Origin of the sequence: Agrobacterium larrymoorei, from assembly GCF_030819275.1 — a bacterium.
In the GTDB taxonomy this organism is placed as follows: Bacteria; Pseudomonadota; Alphaproteobacteria; order Rhizobiales; family Rhizobiaceae; genus Agrobacterium; species Agrobacterium larrymoorei_B.
In genome coordinates, this window is record NZ_JAUTBL010000001.1 from 1,879,752 (window position 1) to 1,895,552 (window position 15,801).

At 54.6% G+C, this 15,801-nt stretch carries 14 protein-coding genes; 13 read left to right on the top strand and 1 reads right to left on the bottom strand.

From position 1 onward, the window contains the following. The first annotated feature begins 35 nt into the window (after window positions 1-35). The 13 genes from tssI (at window position 36) to QE408_RS08590 (ending at window position 13,920) form a co-directional block, all read left to right on the top strand. Complete coding sequence (gene tssI, locus QE408_RS08530) at window positions 36-2,429, top strand: type VI secretion system tip protein TssI/VgrG (RefSeq protein ID WP_306930113.1); 2,394 nt, start codon at window positions 36-38, stop codon at window positions 2,427-2,429. 3 nt (window positions 2,430-2,432) lie between these two features. Beyond that, window positions 2,433-3,497, top strand: coding sequence for a DUF4123 domain-containing protein (locus QE408_RS08535; RefSeq protein ID WP_306930116.1), 1,065 nt, complete (start codon window positions 2,433-2,435; stop codon window positions 3,495-3,497). After that, window positions 3,494-3,853, top strand: a complete 360-nt coding sequence (locus QE408_RS08540) for a hypothetical protein (protein WP_306930117.1) — start codon at window positions 3,494-3,496, stop codon at window positions 3,851-3,853. Before QE408_RS08535 ends, QE408_RS08540 begins: the two co-directional genes overlap by 4 nt. Window positions 3,854-3,863: 10 nt before the next feature. Next, the gene (locus QE408_RS08545; protein ID WP_162728467.1) at window positions 3,864-4,343 is read left to right on the top strand and encodes a hypothetical protein; all 480 of its coding nucleotides are present in this window, start codon (window positions 3,864-3,866) and stop codon (window positions 4,341-4,343) included. A 65-nt stretch (window positions 4,344-4,408) separates the two neighbouring features. After that, on the top strand, window positions 4,409-4,930 hold the full coding sequence (locus tag QE408_RS08550; protein WP_111849018.1) for an SMI1/KNR4 family protein: 522 nt from the start codon (window positions 4,409-4,411) through the stop codon (window positions 4,928-4,930). 16 nt (window positions 4,931-4,946) lie between these two features. Then, entirely contained in the window at window positions 4,947-5,663 is a 717-nt protein-coding gene (locus tag QE408_RS08555) for a hypothetical protein (protein ID WP_306930120.1), read from the top strand. Window positions 5,664-5,690: 27 nt separating this feature from the next. Continuing rightward, a complete protein-coding gene (locus QE408_RS08560) occupies window positions 5,691-5,987 on the top strand; it encodes a PAAR domain-containing protein (protein ID WP_162693956.1) in 297 nt (98 codons plus the stop codon). Window positions 5,988-6,274: 287 nt separating this feature from the next. Further along, window positions 6,275-6,886, top strand: a complete 612-nt coding sequence (locus QE408_RS08565) for a suppressor of fused domain protein (protein WP_111849023.1) — start codon at window positions 6,275-6,277, stop codon at window positions 6,884-6,886. 253 nt (window positions 6,887-7,139) lie between these two features. Further along, window positions 7,140-7,894, top strand: a protein-coding gene (locus QE408_RS08570) for an IS5 family transposase (RefSeq protein ID WP_306929091.1) whose coding sequence is annotated in 2 segments (ribosomal slippage) — window positions 7,140-7,470 and window positions 7,470-7,894 — 756 coding nt in all. Because the reading frame shifts where the segments join, the coding sequence is not laid out codon by codon here. A gap of 362 nt (window positions 7,895-8,256) precedes the next feature. Beyond that, window positions 8,257-9,432, top strand: coding sequence for a hypothetical protein (locus QE408_RS08575; protein ID WP_306930124.1), 1,176 nt, complete (start codon window positions 8,257-8,259; stop codon window positions 9,430-9,432). 259 nt (window positions 9,433-9,691) lie between these two features. Next, window positions 9,692-10,657, top strand: coding sequence for a type VI immunity family protein (locus QE408_RS08580; protein WP_306930126.1), 966 nt, complete (start codon window positions 9,692-9,694; stop codon window positions 10,655-10,657). A gap of 741 nt (window positions 10,658-11,398) precedes the next feature. After that, window positions 11,399-12,655, top strand: coding sequence for an arsenic transporter (locus QE408_RS08585; protein WP_306930127.1), 1,257 nt, complete (start codon window positions 11,399-11,401; stop codon window positions 12,653-12,655). A gap of 293 nt (window positions 12,656-12,948) precedes the next feature. Then, entirely contained in the window at window positions 12,949-13,920 is a 972-nt protein-coding gene (locus QE408_RS08590) for a YihY/virulence factor BrkB family protein (protein WP_306930128.1), read from the top strand. A 189-nt stretch (window positions 13,921-14,109) separates the two neighbouring features. Here the strand turns inward: QE408_RS08590 and QE408_RS08595 are convergent, their stop codons facing one another. After that, window positions 14,110-14,313: a cold-shock protein gene (locus QE408_RS08595; protein WP_306930129.1), complete on the bottom strand. Its 204-nt coding sequence runs from the start codon at window positions 14,311-14,313 to the stop codon at window positions 14,110-14,112. Between the last annotated feature and the right edge of the window lie 1,488 nt (window positions 14,314-15,801).

Below are 15,801 nucleotides of genomic sequence, written 5' to 3' on the forward strand. Positions count from 1 at the left end.
GTCGCTTCTCATTTGATTGATCGCGGAGAGAGACCATGACCGACCAGCCCTCATCGTCTGATTTTATCCAGGCGAGCCGCGTTCTGAAGGTCAAGTCCCCGCTGGGTGAAGACCAGCTTCTCCCCGAACGCATGGTGATCCAGGAAGGCGTATCGCAACTCTTCGAGATCAACCTCAGCGTCCGCGCCAAGAAGGAGTCAGTCAAGCCCGAGGAACTGATCGGCCGTCTGGTCGATGTCTCTGTGGAGGTGCAACAGGGCGATGGCGAAGAAGGAAGTGGTGTGCGTCGCCCATTCAACGGTCTGGTGACGGAGCTGCATGAAGGCCCGCCCATCACTCGCGGCCTTCGCTCCTACGCCATGACCATCCGCCCGCAAATGTGGCTGCTCTCGCGCCGCTCCGACTGCCGCATATGGATGGACAAGACGGTGGTTGAGATTGCCGAGACGCTTTTTTCCGAACACGGGATTCCGGCTCCCGACACATCCGGCATCATCACACCGCCACCACCGCAGCACTACAGCGTTCAATGGAACGAAACGGACCTCGATTACCTCCTGCGCCGTTTCGAGGAGGATGGACTGTTCTACTGGTTCAGCCATGAGGATGGCTTCCACAAGCTGCACGTGGCCGATAGCGCCAATGGTTGGCTTGGACCATCTCCGTCCGCTCAAGGTGAAGGCAAGGTAAGGCTGGCGCAGGGCTCGTCGGATCGCAACCACATCAATGACTGGGCGCGCCGCTTCTCCTACGTGCCGGGCCAGCGGGCAGGGGCCGACTGGAACTTCGAGACACCCTCGATGGTACCAGGCACCATGACGCCATCTCTGGTGCAGATGCCAGACGCGACCAAGCGCGAGCTTTATGAATATCCTTCACGCATCAAGACGGTGGCAGAAGCCGAACGCGCTCAGAAGCTTCGAACGCAGGCAATCGAAGCCGACCACGACCGCGTCTTCGGCGCATCCACCTCCCGCATCCTCGAAGCCGGACGGCGCTTTACGCCTTACGAGGTAGCCCATCCCGAGCATGAGTATGAAGAGCATGTGATCATCAAGGCGACCCACACCATCGTCGATCGCTCCTATGAGACAAACGGGAACGAGCCCGAATACCGCAACAGCTTCGAAGCCATCCCGTCGCGCGTGCCGCTGACCCCGCACCGGACAACCAAGCGCCCGCGGATCGAGGGCACGCAGGTGGCGATCGTTGCAGGCCCGGAGGGAGAGGAAATCCACCCGGATCAATATGGCCGCATCAAGCTATGGTTCCCATGGGACCGCAAGGCGAAGAAGGATGGGACAGATACGTGCTGGGTGCGTGTTAGCCAGGCCTGGGGCGGCGGAACCTGGGGTGCTCAGGTCATACCGCGCATCGGCATGGAAGTGATGGTTGCCTTCGTCGATGGCGATCCGGATCGACCGCTGGTCACGGGCGTGGTCAACAACCCTGCAAACTCCGTGCCTTACGACCTGCCCGCCAACAAGACGCGCATGGTGCTGCGCTCCAACACGCACAAGGGCCAAGGCTTCAACGAAATCACCTTCGAGGATGAGGCGGGCAGGGAGAACCAGTTCTTCCATGCCCAGAAGGACCAGACGACGCGCGTGCTCAATGACCGCACCAAACGCATCGACCGGCATGAGGTGGCCTCCATTGGCGGCAACCGTGCTGTGGAAGTCTCCGGTAATCAGAAGCACGAGATCGGTGGATCGGTAAACACCGTTGTCGGCGGTACCGGCCCGATGGCGATGATGGCTATGGCGGGAGTGCAGGCGCTGTCCGGGCAGACGGCAGGCCTGTTATCGCAAGCTGCACAAATCGCTGGTGGCGGGGGGCCGGGTGTTGCAGCCTTTGCCACCACGCTCGCTTCATCGGCGCTTGGGTTCCTCGGCTCAGGCGGCTTGTCATCACGCGAAGGCGTTGTCGCTGGTTCCAGTCCCCGCGCAGACGCAGGAACGGCTCTTGCTGGCTCAGGCACAGGCGTTGGGTCCGATGCCTCCAGTCTATTCCCGATGCCCGGCATCATGAACACGATCATCGGCGCGTTTCAGTCCACATCCGTAGGCATTGCAAAGGCAGAGCAGGTTGGCGTCAGCAAGGTGACCAATGTCGGGCAGACGTATTTGACCAGTATCGGAAAAGAGCAACGTACGACTGTCGGCAAAACAATCCGAATGGAGGTCGGCGAGCTCTTCGATCTTTGGGCGCACAACAAGTTCCTCGGTCGTTCTGAAACATGGTACATAAATGCCAACAAGAAGATCGTCCTAACGGCGCCGGGTGGCAGGATCGAGATCAACGAAAGCGGGATACTCATCAAGGGCCTGCGCGTCGATATCAAAGGCAATCAGATAAACTTTTCCCGCGGCGGCCCCGGTAAGAAGACCGACAAGGGGTTTGCGGAGGATTGTTCCAAGAAGAGCTGAACCATGTCCGAAGCATTGAAAAAGCAAATCCAGAATGAGCTCATGCAGCCCCGTGCTGCAGGCTCGAACCTGTTCGTTCTGATCGATCCCTCTCGCAATCCTGGCCTACTGACCATCGCTCAAGGCATGACCGACGAAGGAGCATGCCTATTCATCGGGGATGCCCGGCAGGAGTTCGAAGACGATGCGCCTTGGCTAGTCCGGTGCGACGAAGGCGGAGAGTTTGTTCGTTATCTTGTCAGCGAAGGTCTCGGCCGGCGCTGGAGTGTTTTCGTTGAAAGCGATCTGGAGTTCGCCCAAATATTCACCCATTTTCGCAAGTTCGTAAAAGTTGTTGATGGCGACGGAGACCACATATTCTGGCGCTTCTACGATCCTATGATTATCTCCGGCCAATTGCCGTTTCTCACGGTCGAGCAGAGGCAGCATTTCCTGAATGGGATAGAGCGCCTCGGTACGGAGATGGGCGAACATGCCTTCGCCTGGTTCCGCGACAACGCCGATGGACGGCTTTCCACGCATGTGCTCGAAGCGAATAACGAGAGCATCGACGTATCTGATAACGAGATATCCGATGTGAAGGACATTCCCTCCGATCTGGTCCAGATTTCCGTGGATGGGGCTCGCATTCGACCAATGATGCATCTGACCCAGTCGCAGATCGATGCGCCGCTTCTCTACAATCGTCCGGCTTTGGTCGCGCATGTCGTCGAGAACCTCGACGAAGAATTCCATCCTGCGCTTGCACAGGTCGATCGTCAGGTCCTCGACCAGATGATCAGCCATGGCATTTCGCTGGCGATGTTCTCCTACGCCATCCACGATGTGGAGCACATCGAACTCTTTATAGACTTCATGTTTCGGATCGCACCCGGCTGGCACAAGGAGCCCACTCTTAACCAGATTCTCAGACGGACGGACATCACCACTGACGAGAAATTCAACCGCATGGCCGAAGATCGTATGGCTGGGGCCTGGGACGACGCGGAAACACTCGATGACCCCCGCGAATGGCTGCCGCAGGAGATTGCCCGACAACTGAACGCCGAGGGAGAACTCCTCCAATGAGCGAAACTTACAAGGCGGAATTGAAGGACGGTATCTGGTCGAACGTCAAGCAGATGGCAAAAGACGATCCGGCAATCATCACCGACGTCGCCGGCATTTTCGACCCAACGGGCGCAGCCGACCTGACGAGCGCCGGCATCCGCGCCGTTAAGGGCGATTGGTGGGGAGCCCTGTTCTCCGCGGTGTCCGCTGTGCCGTTCGGCGATCTCATCGGTAAAAGTAAACTACTCGCCCGTTACGGGCCTAAAGGAGCCAAGCTCGGTGGGGCGATCGCCTCCTACTTCCGGAAAAAGCGCGAAAGCGCTACAAGAAAGCCTCGTAGGCATGAAGGGAGCGAAGGCGGCGATCGCGGCTAGGAAACGTGCTTTGGAGAAAGTGCGCGAGGCGATGAAGAAGAAGCGCGCAAAGAAAAATTGCGCCGAATGCAAGAAAGTGCCGAACGGTCGCATGCCTGCAAATGGAAAGAACGGCAACTGGACCGATGCTGCGGGCAACAAGATCGCTCAACCTGCTGACGGGAACGGCTTTTTCAAGTTCAGCGAGACGAAAACCCTGCCCGACGGAACCAAGGTTGACGGAATTGCTTACAAGGACGGGTTTCCAGACTTCGACAAGTACGTTGTGGGCGGGAAGCAGGACATATCGGTTGTCACCGGTGATGCGGCGACCGATGCCAGAACACTTCAGAGGGAGCTCGGAGTTGCCAATCCAGGTCACTCTGACTACGTCCTCAACCACTTCGAAGATGGCACCGTCGGATACGTTCCCAGAGTCGTCCACGATACTGCAGGCGGCGGGGTGGCACACGTCGGTGGCGCATCGATGATCGACTCACCGCTCTTCTAGTTTCGCCACCGACGGCATTGCGTCGGCCGGTGGTCTTGTTTAGTCAAACGGAGGTTCTTGGAATAATGGATGCAGCTCTGAAGGATATGCTGGACAAGCCCGATGAAATGGGTCGTGCGGAGAAGCCGGTGGTCAACGCGGAGATCGAAGAATTTGAGCGCTCGGAAGGCGTCACCTTACCGAATTCGCTTAAGAGTTTCTGGTTAAGTTACGGAAGCCGCGACCTTAACAGCAAGAAAATCTTCGCTTTCAAAACGAAGGTCGTTTTTCCTGATGGAAAAAAGAAGAAAGCCGACGTCAATTCAATCGCCGGACCTGGCAAAATGATCGAGGCGCGCCAACGTTACATTGACCCGCTATATGGAAACTCCGGTGAGCGACTGCCTGCAGGGCTTTACCCACTGACATTCGATGCCGGTTATGGCCACTGCCTACTCGATCTGAACGCAGATACTCACGGACGTATTCTTTACATCGTGATCAAGGCGAAGACCTTCGGCGATGCCGGTTACGGCTGGGATCAGGTGGGAACAGTCGCAAAAGATTTCGATGAATTCCTGGCTGGTCTGACGCCGGATTATCTCTGATTTAGGGAGATAGGCGATGCTTCAGGAAGCCTATGCACACATGAGTTCGATCGCTGAAAAACACACTGATGAGATCATCACGACCGCGTTCGAAAACTGGCCTCCGTTGTATAAGGAATTTGCACTGGCGCGTCCTGTAGCATCGCTACCTTTTAGCGCAGACGATATTGAGATGGTTTTACGCGGGAATTCCGATCGAGCACGCTGGAAACAGCAAGCGATATCCATTCCGGAGATCGCCCAGCAAACCATCAGGTTGGTCGGGGGTCGGGTATTCCCAAAGATTGGCCCGGTCAGTTGGAAGGAAGTACCGACCTTTAGCATTATGGAGTCGTCCGACGCCGCAGCGATGATACCGGCGATGCTCGCGTCTGTGACAAGCCGTATGGCTATCATTCTGGAAGCCTTCGTGATCGGTGGAGTACCTACATTTCTGCACTTGTTCCCGGCCATCGATCTGGCCTCGCACGCGGAGTTGCGCGTCAGGGTTCGTGACGGCAAGATGGTGGATGCGAGGTGGCAGTCCGTTCCACAGGGCGTGCGTCCAGACTTCTCGATCAAGGAGCGCATAATCAGCACGGCGGCAGAGCTCTGCCCATCGAGTCCATCACCCAGTTTGCTTCTGGATCTGAGCGTGGATTGTAGCGACGCTACCTCACCCGCGCGACTTATCGAAATCAATCCCGATATTTCGGTGGTTCCTACTCCCTTGGGCCGTTCATCTTTTTCGTAGGAAATTGAGGAGGATACTTTGCCTGGAATGCCTGTAACTTTAGAAGCACACTGGCACATCTGCCCGATGGTCGATCCGGGTCCAAAACCTCATGTCGGCGGACCGGTTATCTCAACGCAGCAAAGCTTCGTCACGGTTGAAGGCGTTCCTATTGCCACAGTGGGAGACAGCTTGCTCTGTACAGGCGTTCCCACGACGTCCGACAAGATCACAGCTGGTTCGTCCGTGGCTTCCATCGAGGGTAGGAAGATTGCCCGATTGGGCGATTCTTGCGCGCATGGGGGGAAACTGGTCGAAGGGATATCTTGGCTGAAATTTGAGTAGAGGCGATTTTCCCCACCTACGCCGCGTCCTCTGAGCACAAACATATTCACCTTACTTCACCTACGAATGCGGCTGCTCTCGCGCAGCTCCGACAACCTGCATGTGGCCGATAGAGCCAATGCTTGGATTGGACCATCTCCTTCCGCTGAGGGTGAGGCTGGCGCAGGTAGAAACTGGTGAGCAAGGCGTTAGAAGTACTCGGCGCGTTAATGGGGCCCATCAAATTCGAGCCGAGGAGGGCAAGCAGCAACCAGTCGCATAGGTGGAAGCACCTGATGACCTAAATTATGGAGAATAAGGCTTTGAATCTGCCACAAATTTCGCAAGAAGAGAAACTTATCGCGAAGTCTATAGAAAAAAGCCTTGGCAAACGTCCAAAGTTCTTTATTCACAGGGATGAGCCGACAGATCCTGTATATGTCGCTATTGGGCGGGTCGGTGATAGCCCTTCTCATCAACTTACGGCTTTAGCCACTAACGGCATTTCTAATTATCCACTGTTTGCCTCCGATGGGAGTGGGTATCCTGATACTCGCCTTGAGCTTGTCGGTGCTTGCGAAACAGATCAAGCCGACGAATTCGAACAAATGATTTTCTTCTCTGCTCGAACAATAATAAAGCAAAAATGGTTTTGTGCGCCCGGCACTTTTTTAAGCAATGCGGTTTCCCGCTTCGGCAAATTCGGCGATATGCAACATCTCTACTTTACTACGCCCTTTGGATTCGATGGGTTCTCGACTGAAAGCTTTGGTGCACGGAAAGTGTCGTGGCTTTCTCCCGTTCCAGTTTCTTCAGCTGAAGTTCAGTTTGCGCGGGAGAATTCAACTGAAAAGTTAGAGGAGGCATTCGAGGAGAACGACGTCGATTGGTTCAACTTGAAAAGAGCATCAATATTTTGATGTGCGTAGGGAATACGAATGGTTGCCAGCATAACGCGAGGGTATACCCTCGTGTTACACCAATGGTGTGACACTTTGCGCTGTAACATCTGGGTTGACAGCGCCTATTTGTGACAAGGTAGCCTAGGGCCTAAAGCCGAACTTACACATGGCCCCCATCGATTACGCCCGCCTTAGGGTCGAAACCCAATCAAATTGTTGATGAAATTGGCTATCTATGATTCACTACCTGTAGAAGCAGGAGTGTTTGACCATGGCGGGCGAATTTTGGCTTGATGACGAACAGTGGGCAGTGATTTCGCCGCTGCTTCCGACCAACCAACCCGGCGCTCATCGTACTGACGATCGCCGGGTTATCAGCGGCATCATCCACGTCTTGCGATCCGGTTGCCGCTGGCAGGATTGTCCATCCTGCTACGGGCCTTCGACAACGATCTATAATCGCTTCCATCGCTGGTCTGCAAAAGGGATATGGCGGCGACTGTTTGAGTCTCTGGTGCAAACGACCGATCGCGACATCCATATGATCGATAGCACCACCGCAAAGGCACACCGTTCTGCCGCTGGTGGAAAAGGGGGGCGGATGCCGAAGCAATTGGTCGATCGAGAGGCGGCAGATCGACAAAAGTCCATGCTGTTGTCGATGGTTGTGGCCGTCCAGTCGCGTTGCGAATAACGCCTGGGCAACGTGGTGATGCACCCATTGCCATCCCGCTCCTTGATCCCCTGCCTCCGACACGTCTGTGCGCCGCAGATACGGCTTACGACAGCGACGCCTTACGCAGCTTCCTGAGGGCACGCGGCACGCAACCAGTCATCCCAAACAATCCAACCCGAAAGAGGATCAGACCGTTCGACCCGGTCGCCTACCGAAGACGGAATATAATCGAGCGGACATTCTGCCGTCTCAAGGACTGGAGACGTGTCGCGACGCGATACGACAAGCTCATGATAAACTTCGAGGCAACGTGCTACATTGCAGCGATCGTCACATGGTGGATCAATTGAGTCTGGAGCCTAGTGCAATTGATCAGGATTTGCAGGCGCAGCTTGACTGCCTTCTGATGGAAGGCTGTGCGATTGTCTGCTCAGAAAAGGTGTCTGGCGCACCGCGTCGCGCTTCAACTCTTCGCTGAAATTCGATTTGCTAATGATGCTTCTTGACTCAATTTAGGAAAGAAGGCGTCTACAAATCTCGGGGCTATTCAGGCACCGTATCGTTCTTTGGCCTCGGCGAGGGCGGAATGTTTCCGATGGGCTCGACAATCCGCCTGTTATTGAACGAGGCTAACCGTTTGAGCGTGGCGAACTCTACGTCTTCGAAGTTGTGCCCGGTCTCGGTGCTGTGTTAAAAGAAAGGCCAGATTTCGATGGTGATGCTGCCGCGTCGAGTGCTAACGAGATATCTGATCACGCTTTTCACAATCCCTGCCTTTTTTTCACACGCCAGCGCCGAGCAGGCAAAAGCAAAGCAGCAGCAACTGGACGGGCCAGGGACCTTGGACGATCAGGACGCAAGACAACTTGGTTATGTCAGACTGCCATTGGATCTGGGCAATGGTGTCAAGGTTTCATTCCTAGCTAAGGAAAATTGGCTCACGACGCCCCTGGGCAAAATCGACGCTGTCAAGGCTCCGGGACGCGCCGAACTGGCGAAGGTTTTTGTTCCCGACGAGCGTGACAATTTCGAGGTTACGGTCTCGGTGCTGAGGCCTGGGTTCGCCGCTGAGGCTCCTTCTGTCAGCGAGCAGTTGCTGATGGAAAATGGGTATGGCATCACCGACGCGGATCATGCGTCCTTAACCTCCGCGGATGCTCGTGGCCAGACGTTGGACCAAAGCAAGGTGCAGAGGACGGCGCGTTCGCTCTGCCAGGTTCGGCAAGACATGCTGATCTGCTTCTTCATGGAAGGCGATACTGAATATGGAGATCAGTTCGCCAATCATGCGGAGATCGTGGCAAATTCACTCCGCTTCGATGAGGGACCAGAGGAAGGTTTCGCGTCAAGCCAGATTGAAGCAGTTGATCTTCCGCTGGGCTCAAAAGGGTCCATTGCGCTGGACTATCCGTCGGAATTTTCCGTTGCCTCCAATGATTTCAAGGGAGACCTCCCGGGGACGTTGCAACTCCAGCAGGGTAGCGACGATGATCCTCTGTCGGTGATCATAATTGCGGCATCTGCAGGCTCTGCGCCACCTAATGCCGAGGCGGTCGATTCCGTTGCCGATCAACTCATTGGCGGTTGGCTAAAACAAAACGAAAAACTGTTTGCCAATCCGGCTCTTGCCACGAAGGGTGATCTGGCTGGGCTTGGCAGCGGCGGCATAGGGCGTTCCTACGCCTACATCGTTGATAAGCTGGCAGGCGGTGGCGGCCAGGCACAAATCCGTCTCAGCCTGTTCGCATCTGGTGGTGTCCGCTATTCCGTGCTGATGGTGACTCATTACTCCCCCCAGGTCGATGAGACGGAGCAATTCTTCGTCCGGCTTGGCGGCATCACGGGCTACGATTTCGTGATGCAGTCGATCCTTAACCACTTACACTAAACATCCCTTCAACATGACGATTACGATGCACGAGCAATGAACAAAAACAGACCGAGCAAGTTACCGCACCACAGGAAGAGGGTCTGACTACAGGTCAGAAAATTGGCCTCGGCATTGGCGGCGCATTGGCGACCATCGGTATTGTTGCTTGTGCCATCGAGGAACCATGTGGGGCTGCGGCACTAGGCGTTCTTGGCGCCGGCGGCACGGCCGCCCTGATAGCCGCGCCTTGAGAGATGAAACGATGAGTTAGATACAGTTGACACCTGATCATGCAAAAAAGCTTGATGAAGTCGAGTTGCTTAACAATGACTTCATTGTCGCGAAAGTGGGGTTTGCTTTCGAGCTCTACCTTTCGAATGGCCAGGCGGTAACGACGCGTCTGGCGCTTTGCAAAATACTGAGGGAGTACCATGCCCTATTCCATGGTCAGTTATCGCACTATCTCAAGGTCGATGCGAACCGGCTGACAATGATCGATGGTGAGGGCTATCTTGATTATTTTGATGAGAAGGCCAGCACTATTTCACCTGATGAGCCGATGGACGCGATGGTGTTCGGTTATCCCGACAAGAAGGTTGTCGATGAGCCCCAGGCTTTGGCGATTTCATTCACGGCGAGCGGTCCCGAGCCTCTTTTTCCGTACGGAAATTCCAGCATTTGCGCTTACTTTCCATGCTCCTTCATCGTTGAAAAAGGATATCATTATTTTCGCGATCTCGTTGGCCGCTGGTGCTCTATGGTCGATGCCGCTCACGGCAGTGCCGGCTTTAGCGTTCTGTTCGAACACGGCTCCTTTTCCGGGAGTTCTGGAGGAGTGGCTACCTTACCGGCTCTGAAACGATTTCCCGGCCTGGATTTTTCTGACCCCAATGTATTTCAGGTGGAGGCTGCTCGCAGCGATGGTCTTCAAATCAAATCGATCAATTGGCTGACCATTCTGTCCGATAAAATAGTAGAGCGCCTTGGCGGAAGGCAGGTACTGGAAGCTAAATTGGGAAGCTCGTGCCCGGTTTTTGACTTCAACGGCGGTGTGATAGTCCAGGCGGGAGACGAACCGCAACTGGGAGACAATAACCGCAGGATCGTCCTCGACGACTATCGTCGAGTTTCGGCAGCGCTGAAAATGGCGCGGTTCGAAGACTACAAGCTCGGATTGATTGCCTTGCCCGAGCCATATGACGACATGGAAGAGACGTTGAGTTGGATTAGGCGCTTCGATTGATCGACCGTAGTCCAATATGACGAAGCCTTTGCCACTATCGATTAGGGGTATTGTGCATTGCGACAACATTCCGATATGTGGATGCGTTTCATCCTGGCCGGCCTGTAAAATACCTCGAGACGCAAGCGCCCAATGCGAAAGTAGCACACGCATGCCCATCTTGTGGAAGGTGCTGTGTACATGTTCTCCCGCGGCAAGAGCGGCGTTAAAGGTCTGGGATTGCCGGCTTATTAGGAAGCAAGATGGGACTGTGGTGTGGAGCGATCTCTAACGGGATAGCTCCTAGATTTGTAGATGCCTTCTTCCTAATTTTGACGCAAGAAGAGCATTATGAAGAAATCGAATTTCAGCGAAGAGTTTAAGGGCGACGTCGTGCGTCAGATCACGTAGCGGGGCTATCCGATTGCAAGGGTTTCGGAATGTCTCGGATGTCATTTCAGTCCTCATTTGCATTCTGAGGAGATCGTCAGTTCCCACCCCGGCTCGGAGCCGATGGGCCGGATGGATTTAGGCTCCCTCTTAGGTCAAAGCGCCTGTTCGGCATCACGGTGAAGGCGCAAAGACGGGTTGCTTTTGAACCGGTCGCGTTTTCAAGGCAAGCCTAATGAAAGCTTTTCGCTCTTCTCGCGGACGGGGGACCTGTTGCTGATGATAAAGATGTGATGTATCGAGTTCGGCTCGAAGCGCCGGATTTCCGCACTCTGTGGCCGTTGTGCCTCACATACATTAAGGACGGACTCAATGACCCAGAATGCGATCGTATGGGGTATCGCGGGGCTCACAGCGGCTGGCGTGATCACCAGGCCGTTCCGTTGGCCGGAGGCCGTTTGGGCGGTTCTGGGTGCCGCTCTCCTTCTCGGTTTCCAACTGATCGGCCCTGCCGATGCTCTCGCAGGTGTTGCTAAAGGAGTTGACGTCTATCTCTTCCTGATCGGCATGATGCTTTTGTCCGAGTTGGCTCGCAAAGAGGGCCTTTTCGATTGGGTTGCTGCGATTGCGACGTCCTATGCCAAGGGTTCGCCCAAGCGCCTTTTTGTGCTCGTCTATCTGGTCGGCCTTGTCGTGACGGTGTTTCTCTCGAACGACGCGACTGCGGTTGTGCTGACGCCAGCCGTCTATGCAGCCTGCCGTGCGAGCCGGGTTCGCGATCCGATGCCTTACCTCTTGATCTGCGCCTTCATCGCCAATGCCGCGAGCTTTGTGTTGCCGATCTCCAATCCTGCCAATCTCGTGATCTTCGCTGGCGGCGAAATGCCACCTCTGTCGCGCTGGTTGGCAACTTTCTTGCTGCCATCGGTCGTCTCCATCATCGTAACATTCATATGCCTCTACTGGACGCAAAGGCACGCCTTGGCGGAAGAGAGCCTCGCTGCCGGTGCAGACCGACCGGTCCTTAGCCATAGCGCCAGCCTTGCAGGATGGGGCATCGTGATCACCGCGATTATCCTCATTGTTGCATCCGCCCTGCATGCTGACCTCGGCGTTCCTACCTTTGTTGCCGGGACGATCACGACTATCCTCGTTCTCTTGCTGACACGGGAGAGTTCCATGGAGACGATAAAGGGTATCAGTTGGAGCGTCCTGCCGTTGGTGGCTGGCTTGTTCGTCATCGTCGAAGCGCTTGACCGGACGGGTGTGACGACCATTCTGGCCAACCAATTGGTGTCTTTGGCTTCGGTGTCTGAGGGTTATGCCGTTGGCGTGGCCGGGACGTTTGTCGCTGTCATCTGTAATCTCGTCAACAATCTGCCAGCCGGCTTGCTCGCCGGAAGCGTGGTTCAGGCAGCGCACGTCTCGGACAAGATCGCAGGTGCGATTCTGATCGGTGTTGATCTCGGCCCCAACCTCTCTGTCACAGGTTCACTGGCGACGATCCTGTGGCTGTCGGCCCTTCGTCGTGAAGGTCTCGATATCAGTAGCTGGAAATTTCTGAAGCTCGGTGCGGTCGTGATGTTTCCGGCGCTCATTTTGTCGCTGGCGTCCCTCGTTCTGCTTTGACCAGCCTACGACAATCATCCACATTTATTGTGTCACCGTGATGGGTCAGGTGTTCTCTCGGCATTCGAGGTCGAGGTTTGCCGCGCTGGGCGAAGGAAGTCTCTGTTAAAGGATCGAACGCAAGTCAGGTTCAACTCGCCGCTTTGCTCAGCCACTTTCAATATGGTTACAGTTTTTAGTGGCGGCTTCATCTATCGTTGAGATGTCAGATCGGAAGTCATCAATCGAAAAGAATCGTTAGCTCTTACTCGTATGATGCGAGTTTAGGAGTAAGCGTGCTGGAGACAACGAAGATGAATGACACCGAGGCTGATCGCGGCCGGGACGCCGAGGCACCACAGGATATTCCCGCCAAGGGCCTGCGCGATGTCTTCTGGCGCGTGACAAAGGCAATCATCGCCGATCGTGTGACCTTGATCGCCGCCGGCGTCACCTACTTCATGTTGCTATCGCTGTTTCCAGCAATGGGTGCCTTGGTGGCGCTTTATGGATTTTTCGCGGATCCGACTGCCATTATGGGCCATATCAGCTTCCTGGCCGGTGTTTTTCCCCCTGGGTCGTTTGATTTGATATTGAACCAGCTGACATCTCTCACACAGCAGGCGACATCGACAAGAAGTCTGGCGTTCTTTGGTGGTTTGCTCGTTGCCATCTGGAGCGCCAATAGCGGCATGAAAGCTTTGTTCGATGCAATGAACGTCGCCTATCGCGAAGATGAAAAGCGCAGCCTGGTTCGCTTGAACCTGTTATCGCTGGGTTTTACCTTTTGCGCGCTTGTTGTTGCGATCGTCCTGATCTCAGCGATCGGCATCCTGCCCGCAGTCTTGCATTATCTTTGGCTTGATGACTGGCAGGAGCTTCTTGCCCGTCTAGCACGCTGGCCATTCATCATGCTTGTGTTTGGGTGCGGCATATCGATGATCTATCGGTATGGACCGAGCCGTGAGGAAGCAAAGATCAAATGGCTGAGTTGGGGTGTCATTTTCAGTACGGTGCTTTGGTTGGTTGCCTCTATCCTGTTTTCTTTCTATCTTGAGAATTTCGCGAACTATAATGCAACATACGGGACTCTCGGGGCTCTGATCGGTCTGATGGTCTGGGTGTGGATTTCGGTCATCATCTTGATCGTCGGCGCTGAAATCAATGCCGAGCTCGAGCATCAAACGCGCGAGGATTCAACGACTGGTGCGCCGAAGCCTATGGGAGAGCGGGGCGCGTTCGTTGCCGACACCATTGGCGAAGCGGTCAGCGATGGCAGTCGATGACTGAATAGGCGTCTAATTTTGCAAGGAACGGCGATTAGTGTGCTGCGCAGAAGCACAAAAGGCTTTTGGTGCCGGGGTCACGTGTTCCAGCGGCATATACGCGATTACGAACCGAGTAGGGCGGTTGCGTTAGGCACGGATCGACTAGGCCTGGATGGCCCTGGCAAAGTTGACGGGGCCATTTTGCTTTCACAGAACAGTAACGTTCTCGGCTTTCGACTTGCCGGTCTTGCGATCCTGGCCGACATCGTAGCTGACCTTCTGACCGTCGGTCAAAGCGCCGCCGAAGCTGACACCAGAGATGTGAACGAAGACGTCTGGGCCGCCGTTGTCTGGGGTGATGAAGCCGAACCCCTTATCCTGTGCGAAAAATTTTACTGTACCGGTTGCCATAATGTCCTCGTCTGTTGATCACGAGGTCAGCCCAATATCGACTATGAGGCGGAACTTCAAGTTTTTCCGCATGGTGCGAGGATTGTGATATCCGCACACCCACAAAATCGAGATGAGTTCGATGGTAAGTCCGCCGTCTCGTGTGGGTGAAAAACAGCCGTAGCTGACAGAGTGAAACGTCGACGGATCAAGTACGGATTTATCCCACGCGATCGGTTGCGGGCTCCAGAGCTTTCTTGCACAAACCCAGGTATCGCGATCAATCTAGTGACGAAAATCACGGCATTCGATTTCAGACTTGAGCCGGTCGATGCCGCCATTCATTTCGGACGGGGAGAATGGAGCAGTGGTCAGCTGACGTTGCTTCGGCAGGAAATCGTTTTGCCAGAATGTAGTTCGCACCTGCGTGTTAAAAAACTCGCCCGCTCAGGTGTCAATTCAGTTTCACTCCCTTTAACCAGCCAGGCTACCAGTGATAAGAGGTACCTTGACATCTTCCGAAATTGAGGACGCCAACACGTTGCCAGGCTCCAATTGTCCGTGCTGTGCGAAGTAGAATTGCTTTCCGATATTGTCGAGACCGTTTTTGATCGTTGCGTTCGGTGTGAGCGTCGTCGCGACCATCGCGACGTGCACGCAGTGATATCCGCCACATTGGTGGTGCAAAGTAAGCGGAAAGCTGACCCCATCTGGCGTCAGCAGCGCGGGCTCCGTTACTGCATAGAGACTTGTCTTAAACTGTGAGCTTCTATGGCCCAGTAGCAAAATCGGCGATCTCATACCGTGGAACTACAAGACCTGAACGGCCTCAGCTTGTCGCTTACGTTGAATGTCTCCGGGCGCGCCCGCAGCAAATTTTATTATTCGTCCACGCCACTTGAATAACCCGGTGGGTTGGTGGCGAAAAGGCGGAAGCTGGACTTGCCCATGCTTGCCTGCTTGTAACGCAACTTAGCGTCGGCGATGGAGACTCGCCTTCGGCAACAACGACTGTCTAAATGAGATCATTCACGATCGTCATAAGCTGGCGCGCGGTCTGCTCTTCGCCTTTGTTGCGAGCCGGTTAGGTAACTTCCGAAAGAGCATCTCTGCTTATACTGTGTTATTAGGATAATATACCCTTTAGCGACTTAGGGTTGAGTGTGCCGTAATAGCGGTTCAGGTTGGTTTAGGGTTGGGATCGGCACAGGTTTGTTGGATGCGAAAACATATAATTATATAAATTTATCATTAGGGCATGCAGTTTGGATTTGGCATATATAGATCGCGCTTGTTGGCGGGACGGATAAGTGAACGGTTAAGGCGGTTGATTTTATAGGTTTTAGGCATGTGGAATTTATGGCGAATCTGGAGGGATGCCTAGGCGAGAATGCACGATGATAACCAGCGGAGGTAGACCTTAATAACAATATCATGATATTGTTATTAAGGTCTACCTCCGCTGGTTATCATCGTGCATTCTCGCCTAGGCATCCCTCCAGATTCGCC